This window comes from Gracilibacillus marinus (assembly GCF_042651725.1).
Taxonomy (GTDB): Bacteria; Bacillota; Bacilli; order Bacillales; family Amphibacillaceae; genus Gracilibacillus; species Gracilibacillus marinus.
Window position 1 is genome coordinate 1,380,895 of the sequence record NZ_JBHSDV010000001.1, and the last position, 18,196, is coordinate 1,399,090.

General features: G+C 34.0%; 18 protein-coding genes. All 18 read left to right on the top strand.

What is annotated here, in order from left to right:
• The 18 genes from ACFOZ1_RS06395 to ACFOZ1_RS06480 all read left to right on the top strand — a co-directional run bounded on the left by ACFOZ1_RS06395 (position 1) and on the right by ACFOZ1_RS06480 (position 18,127).
• A complete protein-coding gene (locus tag ACFOZ1_RS06395; RefSeq protein ID WP_390197280.1) occupies positions 1-321 on the top strand; it encodes a L7Ae/L30e/S12e/Gadd45 family ribosomal protein in 321 nt (106 codons plus the stop codon).
• A 4-nt stretch (positions 322-325) separates the two neighbouring features.
• Positions 326-2,362 (top strand): translation initiation factor IF-2, encoded by a 2,037-nt coding sequence (infB, locus tag ACFOZ1_RS06400; RefSeq protein ID WP_390197282.1) that lies wholly within the window; start codon positions 326-328, stop codon positions 2,360-2,362.
• Positions 2,362-2,640: a DUF503 domain-containing protein gene (locus tag ACFOZ1_RS06405; protein WP_390197285.1), complete on the top strand. Its 279-nt coding sequence runs from the start codon at positions 2,362-2,364 to the stop codon at positions 2,638-2,640. The genes infB and ACFOZ1_RS06405 overlap by 1 nt, the downstream gene beginning before the upstream one ends.
• A gap of 96 nt (positions 2,641-2,736) precedes the next feature.
• On the top strand, positions 2,737-3,093 hold the full coding sequence (gene rbfA / locus ACFOZ1_RS06410; RefSeq protein WP_390197288.1) for a 30S ribosome-binding factor RbfA: 357 nt from the start codon (positions 2,737-2,739) through the stop codon (positions 3,091-3,093).
• Positions 3,094-3,198: 105 nt separating this feature from the next.
• Positions 3,199-4,098, top strand: a complete 900-nt coding sequence (truB, locus tag ACFOZ1_RS06415; protein ID WP_390197290.1) for a tRNA pseudouridine(55) synthase TruB — start codon at positions 3,199-3,201, stop codon at positions 4,096-4,098.
• A 16-nt stretch (positions 4,099-4,114) separates the two neighbouring features.
• Positions 4,115-5,053, top strand: a complete 939-nt coding sequence (ribF, locus tag ACFOZ1_RS06420) for a riboflavin biosynthesis protein RibF (RefSeq protein WP_390197293.1) — start codon at positions 4,115-4,117, stop codon at positions 5,051-5,053.
• A 129-nt stretch (positions 5,054-5,182) separates the two neighbouring features.
• Positions 5,183-5,452 carry a 30S ribosomal protein S15 gene (gene rpsO, locus ACFOZ1_RS06425; protein ID WP_390197296.1) on the top strand — a complete coding sequence of 90 codons (270 nt, stop codon included), beginning with the start codon at positions 5,183-5,185 and terminating at the stop codon, positions 5,450-5,452.
• Positions 5,453-5,631: 179 nt separating this feature from the next.
• Complete coding sequence (pnp, locus tag ACFOZ1_RS06430) at positions 5,632-7,737, top strand: polyribonucleotide nucleotidyltransferase (RefSeq protein ID WP_390197299.1); 2,106 nt, start codon at positions 5,632-5,634, stop codon at positions 7,735-7,737.
• A 139-nt stretch (positions 7,738-7,876) separates the two neighbouring features.
• Positions 7,877-9,097 carry a M16 family metallopeptidase gene (locus tag ACFOZ1_RS06435; RefSeq protein WP_390197302.1) on the top strand — a complete coding sequence of 407 codons (1,221 nt, stop codon included), beginning with the start codon at positions 7,877-7,879 and terminating at the stop codon, positions 9,095-9,097.
• Between the two features lie 19 nt (positions 9,098-9,116).
• Complete coding sequence (locus ACFOZ1_RS06440) at positions 9,117-9,359, top strand: YlmC/YmxH family sporulation protein (RefSeq protein WP_390197305.1); 243 nt, start codon at positions 9,117-9,119, stop codon at positions 9,357-9,359.
• A 325-nt stretch (positions 9,360-9,684) separates the two neighbouring features.
• Positions 9,685-10,563: a dipicolinic acid synthetase subunit A gene (gene dpaA, locus ACFOZ1_RS06445; RefSeq protein WP_390197307.1), complete on the top strand. Its 879-nt coding sequence runs from the start codon at positions 9,685-9,687 to the stop codon at positions 10,561-10,563.
• 189 nt (positions 10,564-10,752) lie between these two features.
• A complete protein-coding gene (locus tag ACFOZ1_RS06450) occupies positions 10,753-11,337 on the top strand; it encodes a dipicolinate synthase subunit B (RefSeq protein ID WP_390197310.1) in 585 nt (194 codons plus the stop codon).
• Between the two features lie 103 nt (positions 11,338-11,440).
• The gene (locus tag ACFOZ1_RS06455) at positions 11,441-12,490 is read left to right on the top strand and encodes an aspartate-semialdehyde dehydrogenase (RefSeq protein ID WP_390197313.1); all 1,050 of its coding nucleotides are present in this window, start codon (positions 11,441-11,443) and stop codon (positions 12,488-12,490) included.
• Between the two features lie 10 nt (positions 12,491-12,500).
• Entirely contained in the window at positions 12,501-13,721 is a 1,221-nt protein-coding gene (dapG, locus tag ACFOZ1_RS06460; protein ID WP_390197316.1) for an aspartate kinase, read from the top strand.
• Between the two features lie 49 nt (positions 13,722-13,770).
• Positions 13,771-14,640, top strand: a complete 870-nt coding sequence (gene dapA, locus ACFOZ1_RS06465) for a 4-hydroxy-tetrahydrodipicolinate synthase (RefSeq protein ID WP_390197318.1) — start codon at positions 13,771-13,773, stop codon at positions 14,638-14,640.
• A 65-nt stretch (positions 14,641-14,705) separates the two neighbouring features.
• On the top strand, positions 14,706-15,425 hold the full coding sequence (locus tag ACFOZ1_RS06470; RefSeq protein WP_390197320.1) for a ClpP family protease: 720 nt from the start codon (positions 14,706-14,708) through the stop codon (positions 15,423-15,425).
• Positions 15,426-15,427: 2 nt separating this feature from the next.
• The gene (locus tag ACFOZ1_RS06475; protein ID WP_390197322.1) at positions 15,428-15,646 is read left to right on the top strand and encodes a YlzJ-like family protein; all 219 of its coding nucleotides are present in this window, start codon (positions 15,428-15,430) and stop codon (positions 15,644-15,646) included.
• Between the two features lie 171 nt (positions 15,647-15,817).
• A complete protein-coding gene (locus ACFOZ1_RS06480) occupies positions 15,818-18,127 on the top strand; it encodes an FtsK/SpoIIIE family DNA translocase (protein WP_390197325.1) in 2,310 nt (769 codons plus the stop codon).
• Positions 18,128-18,196 lie beyond the last annotated feature (69 nt).

Sequence of the window (18,196 nt, forward strand, 5' to 3'; positions counted from 1 at the left end):
ATGAAAGCTACTAATAACTATTTAAATATATTAGGTATTGCGACAAGAGCAAGAAAATGTACATTTGGTGAAGAACAAATTATAAAAGAGATTCAATCTAGAAAAGCAAAAGTGGTATTAATTGCTTCAGATATAGGTATACAGACGAAAAAGAAACTAACAGATAAATGCACATTTTACAATATACCATTTATATTTATTGATGATCGTGATACATTATCACAAGCAGTAGGAAAGATCGGAAGGGTGGCAGTTTCCATTAATGATAGTGGATTTGCAAAAAAAATAATGGAATTGCTAACCAACAATTATCGGGGGTGAACGTATGTCTAAAATACGTGTGTACGAATATGCAAAAAAAGTGAATAAATCAAGTAAAGACATCATTGAAAAATTGAAAGAATTAAATCAACCTGTTTCTAATCATATGTCTACAATATCTAATGATGTTATTTCTAAATTAGATGCGACTTTTACGACTACCAACAAAAAGAATGAACCCAAAAAACAAAATACTAAACCATCTAATCAAACAAATAAAGGTAATAAAAATAGTAAACAAACTAACAACTTTAATGCGGATAAACCCGTAAAAAAAGAAGAGCCTAAAGAAGTTACTAAAATAACTTATTCAGGTTCAATTAATGTTGGTGAACTTGCAGAAAAATTAAACAAAGAAACTAATGAAATAATCAAGAAATTGATGTTTCTAGGTGTAATGGCTACAAAGAATCAAGATCTTGACACAGATGCGATTGAATTAATTTGTGGAGAATATGGTGTAGAAGTAGAGCAGGAAATTGAGATAGATAAAACAGATTTAGCCACATACATTGAGGAAGATGATCAAAAGAAACTAAAAGAACGTCCACCAGTTGTAACAATAATGGGACACGTTGACCACGGAAAAACAACTCTACTTGATTCCATTCGTAACACAAAAGTTACGGAAGGAGAAGCGGGTGGAATTACACAACATATCGGTGCATACCAAGTAGAAGCAAATGGTAAAAAAGTTACCTTCTTAGATACGCCAGGACACGCTGCTTTTACTAGCATGCGTTCACGTGGTGCTCAAGTAACAGACATTGCTATTCTTGTTGTAGCAGCAGATGATGGAGTAATGCCACAAACGATTGAAGCGATCAATCACGCGAAAGCAGCAGAAGTTCCTATCATTGTTGCAGTAAATAAAATTGACAAAGAAGGAGCTAACCCAGACAGAGTAATGCAAGAATTAACTGAACATGAGTTGATTCCTGAGGACTGGGGAGGAGAGACAATCTTTGTACAATTGTCTGCATTAAAAGGAGAAGGTATTGATGATTTGTTAGAAATGATCCTTCTAGTTGCTGAAGTGGAAGAATTGAAAGCAAATCCAAATCGTTTAGCTAACGGTACAGTGATTGATGCGCAATTAGATAAAGGTCGTGGATCTGTTGCTTCCTTACTTGTACAGAACGGAACATTAAAAGTAGGGGATCCTATTGTTGTTGGAAACACTTTTGGTCGTGTAAGAGCAATGGTAAATGATTTAGGAAAACGTGTGAAATCAGTTGGACCATCCACACCTGTAGAGATTACAGGTTTAAATGATGTACCACTTGCTGGAGATCGATTTGTTGTATTTAAAGACGAAAAAACAGCTCGACAAATTGGTGAGATGCGTCAACAAAAAGAACTTGAAGTAAAACGTGGAGATAAAGCGAAAGTTAGTTTAGAGGATTTATTCGAACGAATCAAACAAGGCGAAATTAAGGATATCAATGTAATCTTAAAAGCGGATGTTCATGGGTCTGTAGAAGCTTTAGCAGCTTCCTTACAGAAAATTGATGTTGAAGGTGTAAAAGTAAATATTATCCACACTGGAGTTGGTGCAATTAAAGAATCTGATATTATTCTTGCATCTGCATCTAATGCAATTGTTATAGGGTTTAATGTACGTCCAGACAATAATGCGAAACAAGCTGCGGAATCTGAAAATGTTGAAATAAGATTACACCGTATTATTTACAAAGCTATTGAAGAAGTAGAGGCAGCAATGAAAGGTATGCTTGATCCTGAATTTGAGGAAAAAGTAATCGGACAAGTAGAAGTACGTGAAACGTTTAAAGTGTCCAAAATTGGTACAATTGCTGGCTGTTATGTTACGGATGGTAAAATATCAAGAGATGCAGGTGTACGCTTAATTCGAGATGGTGTAGTCATTTATGAAGGTGAAATTGACGCACTGAAGCGTTTTAAAGATGATGTAAAAGAAGTAGCACAAAATTATGAATGTGGTATTACAATAAAAAATTACAATGACATTAAAGAAGGCGATGTTATTGAGGCATTCATTATGGAAGAAGTCGAAATGTAATGATTCTTTATGCAGAAATAGAATTACGTATACATGATTGTTTTTCGTTAAAAGACAAAAGATCTGTGTTGTTAAAGCTAAAACGTCGTATTCAGAAAGAATTGAATATAGCTATTGCTGAGCTAGAATATCAAAATAAATGGCAACTGACTTGTTTGGGAATCGTTACTATTTCTGATAATAAGCAATTAAATGAAAAAGTCATTCAACAAGCTTTATCTATAATCGATTCATTTGTTGAAGTAGAACGTACCATTACACACATAGAAGAACGATGACAATCTGAATGATGAAATGTATATCGTAATCGCAGTTTTCTGTAAAAATCATAAAAGTTGTTGCCTTTATATCGATGAAAGAGGTGCACATTGTAGATGAATCAGTTAAGAGCAAATAGAGTAGCAGAACAAATGAAAAAAGAGCTTGGCGACATAATTTCAAGAAGAATAAAGGATCCAAGAGTTGGGTTTGTGACAATCACAGATGTAGAAGTTACTGGTGATTTACAACAAGCGAAAATTTATATTTCTGTGTTAGGAGACGATAAAAAACGTCAAGACACGTTAATTGGACTCGCTAAAGCAAAAGGTTTTATTAGAAGCGAAATAGGAAAAAGAATAAGATTACGTAAAACCCCAGAATTATCATTTGATTTAGATGATGCGATAGAACGTGGAAATCGTATTGAAGATTTGTTACGACAAATAAACAATCAAGATGATGAATTGTAATAGATCTTTGGCAGAAAACCCTTGTTATATCATACAAGGGTTTTCTGTCGATTATTTGATTAAAAAGATTTATACTTATACATACTACAAATTTTGGAGGTAAAAATGAACGGAATACTACCATTATGGAAACCAAAAGGCATGACGTCTCACGATTGTGTGTTGAAAGCTCGTAAACTTTTAAAAACAAAAAAAATTGGTCATACTGGAACATTGGATCCAGAAGTAGAAGGTGTTTTGCCTCTTTGCATTGGAGAAGCAACAAAAATTGTCCCGTTTCTTACAGATACGCAAAAGACATATGTTGCAACAATGACTTTAGGTTATAGCACAGATACGGAAGACCATACTGGAGAAGTTGTATATCAAAAATCACTACCTACTCCGATTCCAGAAAAAACTTTAATGGAAATATTAAATACGTTTAATGGAAAAATTGTTCAAACAGTACCATTATATTCTGCAATTAAAGTAGATGGAAAAAAACTATATGAGTATGCGCGAGAAGGTATAGAAGTAGAAAGACCTTCACGAATGATAGAAATTTATGGAATCGAGTTTATTGACACAACTTTCGATCATGATAAGAAGTTACAACATGTAACGTTTGAAGTGAAGTGTTCTAAAGGAACGTACATTCGTACATTGTGTAAAGATCTTGGCGAAAAGTTAGATTTTCCTGCCCATATGTCAGGTTTAGAACGCACGGCAACTGGTGGTATAATAGCTGATCAGTGTGTACGATTTGATGATATGATGTCACAACCAACAGAGACACTTTTACTACCAATTAAAAAAGGTATTTCACATTTAGACAAGTTAGATGTCTCTGAAACAACAAGAACTAAAGTATTAAATGGCCAAAAGCTACCTCTACCAGTAACATTACCTGAAACGGAATACTTTCGTATCGAATGTGACGGGGAACTTTTGGCAATTTATCATGTTCATGATAATAACAAAGAAATAAAACCAGCAAGAGTATTTAATCTTAATTCACGCTAGAAAGTAGGTGCACACAATGGATGTATTTTCATTGTCATATCCACATCAGTTATCAGATTCAGCTATTCTTCCTACTGTTGCTGCAATTGGTTTTTTTGATGGCTTACATAAAGGACATCAGAAAGTAATTAAGGAAGCAGTGGATATCGCAAAATCAAGCAATCAGCAAGTTGCAGTTATTACATTTGATCCACATCCGTCCGTTGTTTTGAACAAAAATAATACGGACATTCAATATCTGACACCGTTAGATGAAAAAATTCAATTAATTAGTGGTTATGATGTTGATCGGTTATATGTTGTGAAGTTTAATACAAAGTTAGCACAATTAACGCCAAGTTCTTTTATTGATCATTTTATTCATGGTCTAAATATTACACATCTTGTTGCAGGATTTGATTTTACATTTGGTTATAAAGGTTCGGGTAATATGGATAATATTTTACAACATACGGACAAAAAATTACTTACAACAAAGATTGGCGAAATTACTGATCATGAAGAAAAAGTCAGTTCAACTAGAATTAGAAAAGCTTTAAAAGATGGGGACATAGAAGAAGCGGAAAGACTATTGTCTCGTGATGTATCAATTAAAGGTGAAGTGATTCATGGCGATAAAAGAGGTCGTACAATTGGTTATCCTACTGCAAATATTGAACTACACGAATCATATTTTTTACCTAAGATAGGTGTATATGCTGTGGACGTCGAAATAGATGGTGAGAAATATTATGGTATGGCAAATTTGGGCTATAAACCAACATTCTCTGATCAACGCTTGGAACCAAAAATTGAAGTACATATATTGGATTTTAATGAGGATATATATGGTCAATTTATTACGATTTCCTGGAAGAAATACATTCGTTCTGAGAAGAAATTTCAAGGTATCGATGAGCTTGTCGGACAACTTCAACAAGATGAGAAAGAAATTCGTAACTTTTTTCAATTATAGTACGGAACTACTTGCAATTTATTAAAAAAAGATGTAATCTATACTATGGAACCGTCAGCTTGGCAATTCGAGTACTCCGACGATTGCTAGGGGATCGGTGTTCAATTAGTATAATAGGAGGTGAGCAGGATGGCAATCACACAAGAACGTAAGAATGAAATTATTAATGAATTCAAAACACACGAAAGTGATACGGGTTCACCAGAAGTTCAAATCGCTGTCCTTACTGAGGAAATCAACAATTTGAATAATCACTTACGTATCCACAAGAAAGATCATCATTCACGTCGTGGTCTTTTAAAAATGGTAGGTAAACGTCGTAACTTGTTAAACTACCTACGTAATAAAGACGTACAACGTTATCGTGAATTAATTCAAAAACTTGGTTTACGTCGATAAACTACTTAAAAAGCGGGAATATTCCCGCTTTTTCTGTATGTAAAAATGCATATAAAAACCTGTATTTGGTTTATACTAAATATAAAATGATAGAATTAGTTACATATACATGTATGACATGGTAAAATAGGAATAGTTTAAGAAAAGCATGATTGCTTTTTGAGAGGAGTAAGTATGGAATGACAGTTGAAAAAAAAGTGTTTACTACGGAAATTGCAGGACAACCTTTCCGTGTAGAAATTGGTGAATTAGCAAAACAAGCAAATGGAGCATGTATGGTACATTATGGTGATACCGCTGTACTTGCAACTGCAACAGCCTCAAAAGAACCTAAAGACCTACCCTTTTTCCCATTAACAGTTAACTACGAAGAAAGATTGTACGCTGTTGGTAAAATTCCAGGTGGATTTATTAAAAGAGAAGGACGTCCAAGTGAAAAAGCAATATTAACTTCGCGTTTAATTGATAGACCTATCCGTCCACTTTTCCCAGATGGTTTTAGAAATGAAGTACAAGTAATCAGTACTGTAATGAGTGTAGATCAAAATCTACCATCTGAAATAGCTGCAATGATCGGCTCTTCTATTGCACTAAGTATATCCAACATCCCATTTAGTGGACCGATAGCAGGTGTCGTTATTGGTAGAGTAGATGGTAAGTTTATCGTGAATCCGACACTGGAAGAGCGTGAAAAAAGCGATATTGATTTAACTGTCGCTGGTACAAAAGATGCAATTAATATGGTGGAAGCAGGAGCAGACGAAGTACCTGAAGAAGTAATGTTAGAAGCAATTATGTTCGGTCATGAAGAAATCAAGCGATTAGTAGCATTCCAAGAAGAAATTATAGATGCATTAGAAGTAGAGAAAATGGATGTTAAATTATTTGAATTAGATGCTACCATAATTGATGAAGTAGAAGGTAAAGCAAAAGCGCAATTAATTGAAGCAATTCAAGTACAAGAAAAACATGCTCGTGAAGATGCAATTAATGAAGTGAAAGAAAAAGTTATTGCTGAGTATGAAGAGCAAGAAGCAGATGCAAGCATTATGAAACAAGTAGTAAATGTTTTAGATAAAATTGTGAAAGAAGAAGTTCGTCGACTAATTACAAAAGAAAAAATTAGACCTGATGGACGCCAAATTGATGAGGTTCGACCATTATCATCAAGAATTGGAGTTTTACCAAGAACACATGGTTCTGGCTTGTTTACAAGAGGACAGACACAAGCGTTAAGTATTTGTACACTCGGCGCATTAGGTGACGTTCAAATTTTAGATGGTTTAGATGCAGAAGAGTCCAAACGTTTTATGCATCATTACAATTTTCCTTCATTTAGTGTTGGGGAAACAGGACCTATACGTGGACCTGGTCGTCGCGAAATTGGACATGGTGCATTAGGTGAGCGAGCATTAGAAGTAGTCATTCCTGATGAAAAAGTATTTCCATATACGATTCGTTTAGTATCTGAAGTATTGGAATCAAATGGTTCTACTTCACAAGCAAGTATTTGTGCAAGTACTTTAGCGATGATGGATGCGGGAGTTCCAATTAAAGCTCCTGTGGCAGGGATTGCAATGGGATTAGTAAAATCAGGAGAAGATTATACTATTTTAACAGATATTCAAGGAATGGAAGACTTTCTTGGAGATATGGATTTCAAAGTTGCAGGAACAGCAAACGGGGTAACTGCATTACAAATGGATATCAAAATTGATGGTTTATCTCGCGAAATTTTAGAAGAAGCATTACAACATGCTAAAAAAGGACGTATGCATATTTTATCTCATATGCTAGAAACAATTAATGAACCTAAGCATGAATTATCTAATTATGCACCTAAAATACTTACGATGACAATTAATCCAGATAAGATTCGTGATGTAATTGGACCAAGTGGGAAACAAATCAATAAAATTATTGAAGAAACAGGTGTAAAAATAGATATTGAACAAGATGGAAATGTTTTTATTTCATCTACAGATACAGAAATGAACAAAAAAGCACAAAAAATAATTGAAGATATTGTACGTGAAGTAGAAGTTGGTCAAATGTATTTAGGAACAGTCAAACGTGTTGAGAAATTTGGTGCATTTGTAGAACTTTTCAAAGGTAAAGAAGGACTTGTACACATTTCTGAGTTAGCAGAAGAACGAATTAACAAAGTAGAAGATGTTGTATCTATTGGTGATCAAATAATGGTTAAAGTTAAGGAAATAGATCGTCAAGGACGTGTCAACCTTTCTAGAAAAGCTGTCTTACAAGAACAAAAAGATAAAGCATAATGTGTCAATAATTGATTTCATGCTTAAATTGAGTGATTGTAAATATGAGTAGAAAAAGAAGCTGGATATCCAGTTTCTTTTTTAAATACTTTAATATGAAGAATAGAATCAGTTTTATTTATTTTTAGGAGGAAATTACTTGATACACAAAGAAAAATTAGCGAACGGTCTAACAGTGGTAGTAGAACCAATCGATACGGTAAAGTCCGTTACTGTAGGAATTTGGATTAAAACAGGTTCGCGTGATGAAACAAAAACCAATAATGGAATATCTCATTTTATCGAACATATGCTGTTTAAGGGTACATCTAAATATAGTCCAAAAGCCATCGCAGAAGCGTTCGATTCAATTGGTGGAGAAATTAATGCATTTACTTCAAGAGAATATACTTGTTTATATGCGAAAGTGTTAGATCAACATATTCATTTTGCTCTAGATATCATGATAGATATGATTGTAGCATCAAGCTTTGATACAGTTGAAATCGAAAGAGAGAAAAAGGTAGTATTAGAAGAAATCAATATGACGGAGGACACTCCAGATGATATTATTCATGATTATTTAATGGAATTAGTCTATAAAGATAACCCTTTAGCATATCCTATATTAGGTACAAAACAGACAGTGAAAAATTTGACTAGAGAATCCATTTTAGATTACTATCGTAAACATTATAGTGCAACGAATATGGTCGTATCTATTGCTGGAAGTATAGAAATAGAACAACTCTATTCGATTCATGAGAAATTGGAAGTCATCCCATCTAGAGAATGCTCAAGTTCTGTTAGAAAAGAACCTAACTATTCTATAAATAAATTAGTGAAACATAAAGAAATTGAACAGGCGCACATAAGTATTGCTTTACCTGGTGTCGGTATAAAAGATGAGCGACAATATCCATTTATGTTAATGAATAACTTAATTGGCGGGAGTATGAGTTCCATGCTTTTTCAAAAAATAAGAGAAGAAAAAGGATTAGCGTATACCATTTTCTCTTATAATAATGCATTTATAGATACAGGTTTATGGACAATATATGCAGCAACTTCGCCTAAAGAAATAGATCATGTGATTCAATCTATCTATACGATATTAAAAGATGTAAGTAAAAAAGGATTTCAAGAGGCACAACTTCACGTAAGCAAAGAACAGTTAAAAGGGTTTTATTTATTGGGTTTAGAAAGTACAAATAGCCGAATGAGTCGTAATGCTAGAAATGAAATGATTTTACATGATCATCCAACTTTAGAAGATACGATTGCAAAAATTGATCAGATTACATTACAAGAATTAAATGGTGTAACGAAGCAAATTTCGATTGATGATATAGCAACAGCAATTATTACTTCACCTAATTAATGAGATGGAGGTGTATCCATTGCGGTTTCATGATTTAAGCAACAAGGAATTAATAGATTTATCAACAGGAACACGCCTTGGGTTGTTAGGTCAAACAGATTTAGAGATTGATGAAAAAACAGGGCAGATTATAAGTTTTACTATTCCTCAATATCGAATGTTTGGTTTGAAAAAAACAGAAACATATTCACGCATTGATTGGCGACAAATAAAAAAAATTGGTGATGATATGATTATTGTTGAGACAGATAATTTCAGATAAAAGTACGGTACGACACAATTTAATTTGTAATTAAGAAATAAATTATGTGCGAATACCTCGGTGCAGTTGCAAAGCAGATAATGAATTTTAAAAATTAACAAAAGAAGTTAGCTTTCTAATAAGCACAAAATCCAAACGATTCGGAAAATAGCTTTCGAATCGTTTGGATTTTTGTAATGAATGAATTCTTTGGTCTCAATCTCTTTTCAACAATTTCAAGTATTATGGAACATAAGCCTAAAGTATGATAAGTCAATCACTTAACGTATTCGACATCATATGATAGTTTAGATAACATATTTAATGCTATATGTGAGGTGAAAGAATGCTTAAAAAGAAAATTGCCATTATAGGTGGGGATGCAAGGTACTTACGTCTCATTCACGCTCTTCATTATGAAGAATGGATCGAGGTAGTTATCGTTGGATTTGATAAAGTGGAACAAAGTTATACTGCTGTTAAGCAATGCTCGATAAAAGAATTGCAATCAGAGCAATTAGATGCAATCGTTTTACCTATTACTGGAATACAAAATGGTGGGAAAGTAGAAGCAGTATTTTCTGATAAAGAGTGGGTTTTAACAAGTGATTGGTTTAAGCGCTTATCAAAAAAATGTTTGATTTTTACTGGTATTACAAGTGATCAGTTAGATCATTGGATAAAGGAAAATGATTTAACATTAATCGAGTTAATGGAGAGAGATGATATTGCCATATATAACTCCATTCCGACAGCTGAAGGCGCAATAATGTTAGCAATTCAACATACGGATATAACGATACATGATTCAAACATATTTGTATTCGGATTCGGTCGTGTTGGTCAAACTACTGCAAATAAATTTTCTGGGTTAGGCGCAAAAGTTACAATCGTATCTAAAAGTGAAACAGATCTTGCTAGGGCATTCGAACAAGGTTTTCAAACGATTCACTTAGACAAAATTTCTGATCATATATGTCATTGTGAAATATTGATAAATACAGTTCCAGCAGTTGTGGTAACAGCAGCAGTATTAGAAAAACTACCTAGTAACAGATTAATTATTGATTTAGCCTCAAAACCTGGAGGAATAGACTTTGATTATGCAAAAAAACGTGGTATTGAAGTAATTCATGCTTTAGGATTACCAGGACTTGTTGCACCAAAAACAGCTGGGGAAATCTTAGCAAAAACAATCGTTCATTGTATCTCTTCATCAGAATAAAATGATCTTTTTTGACTTCAGATGGATTAATTGGTACAAAAATATCATTCCTATATTGTTACACATACTAAAAAAACATTTTTTCATTTTTAGGAACATCCCATCCTATCAGTCACATCCATTATTCAAAAACATATACTGGGCATTAGCACAGAATATTGACTGAAATACATGGGAGGTTTATTAAAAATGGACTTTAAAGGAAAAAAGATAGGTTTTGGTTTAACGGGTTCTCATTGTACGTATGCGAGTGTCTTTCCACAGATCGAAAAATTAATTGAATTAGGAGCAGAAGTTGTTCCAGTTGTGTCCTATACGTTTATGAATACTGATACAAAATTCGGAAAAGCAGATGATCATATGGAACGTTTAAGAGTTCTAACGGGAAGAGAGCCAATTGCAACGATTGTAGATGCAGAACCACTGGGGCCTAAAGAACCATTAGATTGTATGATACTTGCGCCATTGACAGGCAATTCGATGAGTAGACTAGCAAATGCCATTACAGATTCAGCAGTACTAATGGCTTCTAAAGCAACTATTCGTAATGGGAAACCAGTAGTTATTGCAGTATCAACAAATGATGGGCTTGGATTAAATGGCGTGAATCTAATGCGGTTAATGGCAACAAAATTAATGTACTTTGTTCCGTTTGGTCAAGACGATCCAATAAAAAAACCCAATTCTTTAGTTGCTGATATGACATTAATACCAGAGACACTAGAAAATGCACTATTACACAAACAAATTCAACCAGTTCTTGTTGCAAGATAACGATAAATATGGTGAAATAATTAAAGTAATGATTAATCTATGATAAAATAGAAGAGATAATCAAATACACTAATGGATAGAATAGCGGAAGGGGACAAAAATAATGACAGTACAAGGTTATAATGTAGCAGTAGTTGGTGCTACTGGAGCTGTAGGGGAAAAAATGTTGGAAACATTATCTAAAAAGAATTTTCCAATAAATGAATTACATCTTTTATCATCCAAACGATCAGCAGGTAAAGAGATCGAATTTAATGGGGAAACACATATTGTAAAAGAAGCTACTCCTGAAAGCTTTGAGGGTATTGATATTGCATTATTCTCTGCTGGAGGTTCTGTTTCAAAAGCTTTAGCTCATGAAGCAGTAAAAAGAGGAGCTGTAGTAGTAGATAATACGAGTGCATTCCGAATGGATAAAGATGTTCCTCTAGTTGTACCAGAAGTGAATGAAGAGGATATTGCAAAACATAATGGAATTATTGCAAATCCAAACTGCTCAACAATTCAAATGGTCGCAGCATTAAAACCAATTCAAGCTAAATTTGGATTATCTCGAGTTATTGTTTCAACATATCAAGCAGTATCAGGTGCAGGTGCAAAAGCTGTAAATGAATTGCAAACACAAGCAGAAGCGTATCTACGTGGGGAAGAAATGGAAGCAAATATTTTGCCAGTAAGCGGCGAAAAAAATCATTATCCAATAGCATTTAATGCGTTACCTCAAATAGATGTATTTCAAGATAATGGCTATACATTTGAAGAAATGAAAATGATTAATGAAACGAAAAAAATTATGCATGATGAGCATATTAATGTAGCAGCAACATGTGTTAGATTACCATTCTTTACATCACATGCCGAAAGTGTGTATATCGAAATAACAGAAGATAATATATCTGTTGAACAAATTCATGAAGCATTAAGTAATGCAGACGGAATTGTTTTAGAAGATGACATTACAAATCAAGTATATCCAACACCACAATCAGCATCTGGAAAAAGTGAAGTATTTGTTGGTAGAGTGAGAAAAGATCTAGATAATAGTAGAGGATTCCATTTATGGGTTGTATCAGATAATTTGCTAAAAGGTGCAGCATGGAACTCTGTACAAATTGCAGAATCTTTAATCAAGAACAATTGGTTACAAAAATAGAGGTGACCTTATGAAAGTATTGATTCAAAAATTTGGTGGGACGTCTGTTAGGGATACACATGTCCGTCAACATGCAATCAAACATGTCAAAAACGCGATTGATAATGGTTACAAAGTGATTGTAGTTGTCTCTGCAATGGGAAGATATCCTGATCCGTATGCGACTGATTCGTTATTACAATTAATCGGAGAAAATACAACAAGACTCTCATCTAAAGAAAAAGATTTATTATTATCATGTGGTGAAACGATATCCGCGGTAGTGTTTTCTAATGAGCTATTGAGCCAAAATATTGAATCAATTGCTATTACAGGAGCACAAGCTGGAATTATTACATCTAGTGAATTTGGTAATGCACAAATTAAACAAATACAAAACCAACATATGACGTCTTTGTTATATCAGCATGATGTAGTGGTTGTCACAGGATTTCAAGGAAGAAATGAAGACTATGAAGTAACAACAATAGGCAGGGGTGGTAGTGACACCTCTGCTACTGCATTAGGTGTTGCGATGAATGCAGAATATGTAGATATTTTCACAGATGTTCATGGAATTATGACAGCAGATCCACGTTTAGTTTCAAAAGCACGAAAATTGGATAAAATTAGTTATACTGAAATATGCAATTTAGCTTACCAAGGAGCGAAAGTCATTCATCCAAGAGCAGTGGAAATTGCAATGCAAGCGAACATACCAATACGTGTTAGATCAACAATGGAACTTGACGAAGGAACATTGATTACAACAGAAGATCATGCAGATGCTAATGAAAGCGTAAATGATAGATATGTGACAGGAATTGCTTATGTGGATCATTTAACACAAATAAGAGTAGAAGATCAATCAGAAAATAGCAATCTACATGTAGAAGTATTTAAAGCAATGGCAGAAGCAGGTATTTCTGTTGATTTTATTAATATTTCACCTAGTAGCGTCGTATATACCATTTTAAATAAATATGAAGAAAAAGCAGTTCATGTGCTGAAAGATTTGAATATTATACCGATCTTAAATCAACATTGTGCTAAAATATCGCTTGTAGGTGCAGGTATGTCTGGATTACCTGGTGTCACTTCCAAAATAGTGCAGACATTATCACAACAACATATACCTATTTTTCAATCTGCAGACAGTCATCGAACAATTTGGGTATTAGTGAAAAGTGAGCATTTACAAACAGCAATTAATGCTTTACATGTTGCATTTCAATTAGATAGTGATGCATAACGAAAGTCTTATTTAGATTACCTTGTATGGAGAAAGGAGTTGGCATACTATGTTTTTTGGACATATTCTAACAGCTATGGTCACTCCATTTGATCAAAATAATCAATTAGATGTAAACAAGACATCGGAATTAATAGAATACTTAATTCAAAATGGTTCGGATGGGCTTATAATTGCAGGAACGACAGGTGAATCAGCAACACTATCTCACAAAGAGAAAATAGACTTATTCAAACATGTAGTAAAAGTGGTTAACAAACGAATTCCAGTTATTGCTGGCACAGGTAGTAATAACACAAAAGCCTCCATTGAGCTAACAAAGGAAGCGGAACAAATTGGTGTAGATGGCGTGCTTATTGTGACACCATATTACAATAAACCAAATCAAGAAGGGTTATTCAATCACTTTCAAACAATCGCTAGTGAGACATCGTTACCGATAATGCTATATAATATCCCGTCTCGTTCTGTTGTGAGTTTGAGTGTAGATACAATTATTGCGCTATCACAAATAGAAAATATTGTTTCATTAAAAGACTCTTCAGGAGATTTAGATGCAGTGTCTTCTATTATTGAGCAGACAGATAAAGATTTCACTGTTTATAGCGGAGACGATAGTTTAACATTACCTATTAAAGCAATTGGTGGTAATGGTGTTGTTTCTGTCTCTTCACATATTATTGGAAAAGAAATGAAAGAGATGTTGCTTTTATTTGAACAAGGAGAATGGAAAAAAGCTGCTACTATTCACCGAAAGCTACTCCCTGTTATGAAAGCATTGTTCATGGCACCTTCTCCTGCCCCAGTCAAAGCTGCACTCAACCAAAAAGGGGTAGCTGTTGGTAATGTTAGGTTACCATTGGTTCCATTAACTCCATTTGAAAAAGAATATTTAATTAAGATTATGGACCGTCTGTAATAATCATGCATGAAAAAAATCCCCTTGACCATACTAGTAATAGTGAGGTGAAAGGGGTTTTTATAATGGAAACAAATAATAAACAAGATAAAGAAGAGAAAGAATCACCAAGTTCATCATTAATGGAAAAGATACAGCAATTAGGGCAGACAAATGTACCACAGGCGCCGGATTCTAATATTCATGTCTTGTCAATAATTGGCCAAATTGAAGGGCATGTTCAGTTACCACCACAGAATAAAACAACAAAGTATGAACATTTAATCCCTCAAATTGTAGCAATTGAACAAAATCCGAAAATTGAAGGATTAGTAGTTGTTTTAAATACTGTTGGTGGCGATGTGGAAGCAGGGTTAGCATTATCAGAAATGATTGCGTCATTATCAAAGCCCACTGTGTCTATTGTTTTAGGTGGAGGTCATTCTATTGGTGTCCCAATTGCAGTGTCTACAGATTATTCCTTTATAGCGCCTTCTGCAACAATGACAATACATCCTGTAAGGCTGACAGGGCTTGTTATTGGAGTACCACAAACATTTGAGTATATTGATAAAATGCAAGAACGAGTGATTCAATTTGTCACAAGTCACTCCAATATAAAAGAAGAAAAGTTTAAAGAACTAATGTTTGAAAAGGGAAATCTAACAAGAGATATTGGAACAAATGTAATTGGCCAAGATGCAGTTGAATACGGTCTAATAAATGAAGTAGGCGGTATCAGTGGTGCTTTAGAAAAATTGAATCAAATGATAGATAAGAACAAACAATCGAAGGAATTGATGTAATCATGTTATATACGCCATTATGCTATAACGATGTTTATCCAATTAACGCGAATGACTTTCAACAATTTCAAATGATTGTATATAAAAATCGACAATGCTATGTGCAACGTTTAGACGATGGTTCTTTTCAAATGTACCAGTTATTATCAACAAATCCATATGATTACTTAGAACACGCTTTTCATCCTGGGACAATAATTAACAATAATAATATTATGTAAACTGATTGGTTGTTTTTGACTATCTGTACGAACTTCTCTTCTCATAAAAAAGTATGTTATAATAGAAGTATAAACATATTTGACGTGTATAATTACCCTTGCCAAAAATACGGCAGGGGTAATTCGATTCACGCATTATTATTCTATTAAGCTAGTAACAGGAGTGAGATTATGGCTAGAAAAAAAACAAAAACAAAAAAGAAAAAGAGAAATTTAGCGACACATATACGATTTGAACTTCTAGGTTTATTATTAATATTTTTAGCCATTTTTGGGAGTGGTGCCTCCATCATTCAGGCAGGAGCTGTCTCCTTATTATTGTCCAATATTTTTCGCTTCTTTCTAGGGAATTGGTATTTTGTTATACCAGTCATTCTAATGTACCTAGGTATATATTTAATGATAAAGAGAACACAGCCTGATATGGTCTCACGTAAATGGATAAGTACATATATTATTCTAGCAGGCGTTTTATTAATGTCACATATTCAATTATTTGAAACATCGATTGCATTAAAAAATGACTCATCGATTGTAAAAGAAAGCTTCTCTAATTATATAGATTTTATAAAAGGAAGTAATAAGATAGATGATTTAGGCGGAGGAATAATTGGAAGTATATTATTTGCCGTATCGTATTTTCTTTTCTCAGATATTGGTGCAAAAATTGTGGCATTTTTCATCATTTTAATTGGTATTGTGTTATTTTTTAATATTTCAATTGGTGATGTATTAAAAAAACTTGGGATTAAATCAAAGCAAATTTTTCAACAACTACTTTCGAATAGAAAAGGGAAGTCAAAACAGAGAGTGAAAAAATCTCCTAAGAAAGACAAGCTTCCGAATGAAGAGGAAGCAATGGAACCATCTATTGAATATGGAACAGAGGTCGAAGTTAAAGGGCATCTTGATAGTACACCAAATGTTGTGGAAAAAACAATGGAACCATCTATTGTATCAAGTAGTTCATCTGAGAACCAATTATCTAGTGTGGATATTGAGGAAGATCAAGAAAATGATGTACAACAATTGTCTGTAACCTCTTATGAAAATGAGGATTATCAATTACCTCCAATTCAAATATTAGAAGCACCTTTACATAAAGGGAAGCAACAAGAAAAATCGACGATACAAAACGTTGTAAAAAAATTAGAAAAAACATTTCATAGTTTTGGAGTGAAAGCACGCGTTACGAAAGTTCATGTCGGACCATCTGTGACAAAATATGAAGTCTATCCTGAAGCAGGCGTTAAAGTTAGTAAAATTGTAAGTTTGCATGATGATTTAGCTCTAGCACTAGCTGCAAAGGATATTCGAATTGAAGCACCAATTCCAGGTAAATCAGCTGTAGGAATTGAAGTGCCAAATGAAGAAACGGCGATGGTTTCTCTACGTGAAGTATTAGAGGCGAAAAAGCAATTATCGAAGAACAAACTATCCTTTGCATTAGGTAAAGATATATCAGGAGAATCTGTTGTTGCAGAATTAAACAAAATGCCTCACTTGTTAGTAGCAGGAGCAACAGGTAGCGGGAAAAGTGTGTGCATAAATGGAATTATTACTAGTATTCTTATGTATGCAAAACCGCATGAAGTAAAAATGATGATGATTGACCCGAAAAAGGTAGAATTAAATGTATACAATGGTATCCCTCATTTACTATCACCTGTTGTAACAGATCCAAAAAAAGCATCAAGGGCACTAAAAAAGATTGTTGCGGAAATGGAACGTAGGTATGATTTATTTTCTGAGACTGGTACTCGTAATATGGAAGGATATAATGAATACGTCACAAAAATGAATGCAGAAAAGGAGAATCCACAACCTTTATTACCATACATTGTTGTGATTGTAGATGAATTAGCAGATTTGATGATGGTCGCATCGAATGATGTGGAGGACGCGATCACACGATTAGCGCAAATGGCCCGTGCTGCAGGTATTCACTTAGTTATCGCTACGCAAAGACCATCCGTTGATGTCATCACAGGTGTGATTAAAGCTAATATTCCTTCTCGAATCGCCTTTAGTGTTTCGTCTCAAACAGATTCACGCACGATTCTAGATTCTGGTGGAGCTGAAAAATTACTTGGACGTGGGGATATGTTATTTATCCCTGTAGGCATGTCAAAGCCAATTAGAATACAAGGTGCCTTTTTATCTGATGAAGAAGTAGAAAGAGTTGTTGATCACTGTATCGAGCAACAAAAGGCCCAATATCAAGAGGAAATGATACCTGAAGAAGAGAGTGAAGTGAAAGAAGAAGTGGATGACGAACTTTTCGATGATGCGGTAGCATTAGTGTTAGAAATGCAAAGTGCTAGTGTTTCCATGTTGCAACGGAAATTTAGAGTCGGTTATACTCGTGCTGCTCGATTAATTGATGCAATGGAAGAAAGAGGTATAGTAGGCCCTTATGAAGGATCAAAACCACGTACTGTGCTAAAAAGTTTGGTGAATGAAGAATCCACAATAGAATAAAATGAAATGCTACATTAGAAATAGAACATTAGTAGTGAATTTAATAAATACTTCTTTATTATTATAACT

Coding starts and splice junctions, on each gene's coding strand:
- ACFOZ1_RS06395 (WP_390197280.1), top strand. CDS start 1: ATGAAAGCTACTAATAACTATTTAAATATATTAGGTATTGCGACAAGA.
- infB (WP_390197282.1), top strand. CDS start 326: ATGTCTAAAATACGTGTGTACGAATATGCAAAAAAAGTGAATAAATCA.
- ACFOZ1_RS06405 (WP_390197285.1), top strand. CDS start 2,362: ATGATTCTTTATGCAGAAATAGAATTACGTATACATGATTGTTTTTCG.
- rbfA (WP_390197288.1), top strand. CDS start 2,737: ATGAATCAGTTAAGAGCAAATAGAGTAGCAGAACAAATGAAAAAAGAG.
- truB (WP_390197290.1), top strand. CDS start 3,199: ATGAACGGAATACTACCATTATGGAAACCAAAAGGCATGACGTCTCAC.
- ribF (WP_390197293.1), top strand. CDS start 4,115: ATGGATGTATTTTCATTGTCATATCCACATCAGTTATCAGATTCAGCT.
- rpsO (WP_390197296.1), top strand. CDS start 5,183: ATGGCAATCACACAAGAACGTAAGAATGAAATTATTAATGAATTCAAA.
- pnp (WP_390197299.1), top strand. CDS start 5,632: ATGACAGTTGAAAAAAAAGTGTTTACTACGGAAATTGCAGGACAACCT.
- dpaA (WP_390197307.1), top strand. CDS start 9,685: ATGCTTAAAAAGAAAATTGCCATTATAGGTGGGGATGCAAGGTACTTA.
- ACFOZ1_RS06450 (WP_390197310.1), top strand. CDS start 10,753: ATGGACTTTAAAGGAAAAAAGATAGGTTTTGGTTTAACGGGTTCTCAT.
- ACFOZ1_RS06455 (WP_390197313.1), top strand. CDS start 11,441: ATGACAGTACAAGGTTATAATGTAGCAGTAGTTGGTGCTACTGGAGCT.
- dapG (WP_390197316.1), top strand. CDS start 12,501: ATGAAAGTATTGATTCAAAAATTTGGTGGGACGTCTGTTAGGGATACA.
- dapA (WP_390197318.1), top strand. CDS start 13,771: ATGTTTTTTGGACATATTCTAACAGCTATGGTCACTCCATTTGATCAA.
- ACFOZ1_RS06470 (WP_390197320.1), top strand. CDS start 14,706: ATGGAAACAAATAATAAACAAGATAAAGAAGAGAAAGAATCACCAAGT.
- ACFOZ1_RS06475 (WP_390197322.1), top strand. CDS start 15,428: ATGTTATATACGCCATTATGCTATAACGATGTTTATCCAATTAACGCG.
- ACFOZ1_RS06480 (WP_390197325.1), top strand. CDS start 15,818: ATGGCTAGAAAAAAAACAAAAACAAAAAAGAAAAAGAGAAATTTAGCG.